This is a genomic window from Bradyrhizobium sp. CCBAU 45384 (assembly GCF_028128665.1).
Taxonomy (GTDB): Bacteria; Pseudomonadota; Alphaproteobacteria; order Rhizobiales; family Xanthobacteraceae; genus Bradyrhizobium; species Bradyrhizobium manausense.
Window position 1 is genome coordinate 1 of sequence record NZ_LBIZ01000029.1, and the last position, 546, is coordinate 546.

Sequence of the window (546 nt, forward strand, 5' to 3'; positions counted from 1 at the left end):
GCCTTGATCGCCGCCGTGGGCGATAGAAGCTGTTTCAAGAACGGCCGCCAGTTCGCGGCTTGGCTTGGCCTGGTGCCGAAGCAGCGATCCAGTGGAGGGCGGGCCCGCTTGTTCGGCATCAGCAAACGCGGCGATCGATACCTGCGGACGCTGATGATTCACGGAGCTCGCGCCGCTTTAAGCCGGGCCACTGGCAAGCAGGATCCGCGAAGCCTCTGGCTCGGCAAAATCCGGCAACGGCGCCATCCCAATGTCGCGGCCGTGGCTCTTGCCAACAAGAATGCGCGGATCGTGTGGGCTATGCTCACAGGCGACGCAGCTTATGAGCCGGCGCTGTCGGTGAGGGCGGCCTGAAGCGAAGCGGCTCAAGGAAAGGAGGTCTCACCCGGCAATTGCAACAAATGGCAAGAGATGGCGAAACGGTCACCCCGTCGCTTCCCGAACCTGATGTGTGGACCGGCACGGCTTGCGCCGATGTCTCGGGGCCGTTGAGGTGGAAGCGGGCGAAAACCATCGAGGCTCGCGGCAGAGACGTTGTCCAGCCGC

1 protein-coding gene is annotated in these 546 nt (G+C 63.9%); it reads left to right on the forward strand.

The features are described from left to right. Positions 1-354: transposase (locus tag XH80_RS02855; protein WP_271597243.1), on the forward strand; the 354-nt coding region annotated here is incomplete at its 5' end. Between the last annotated feature and the right edge of the window lie 192 nt (positions 355-546).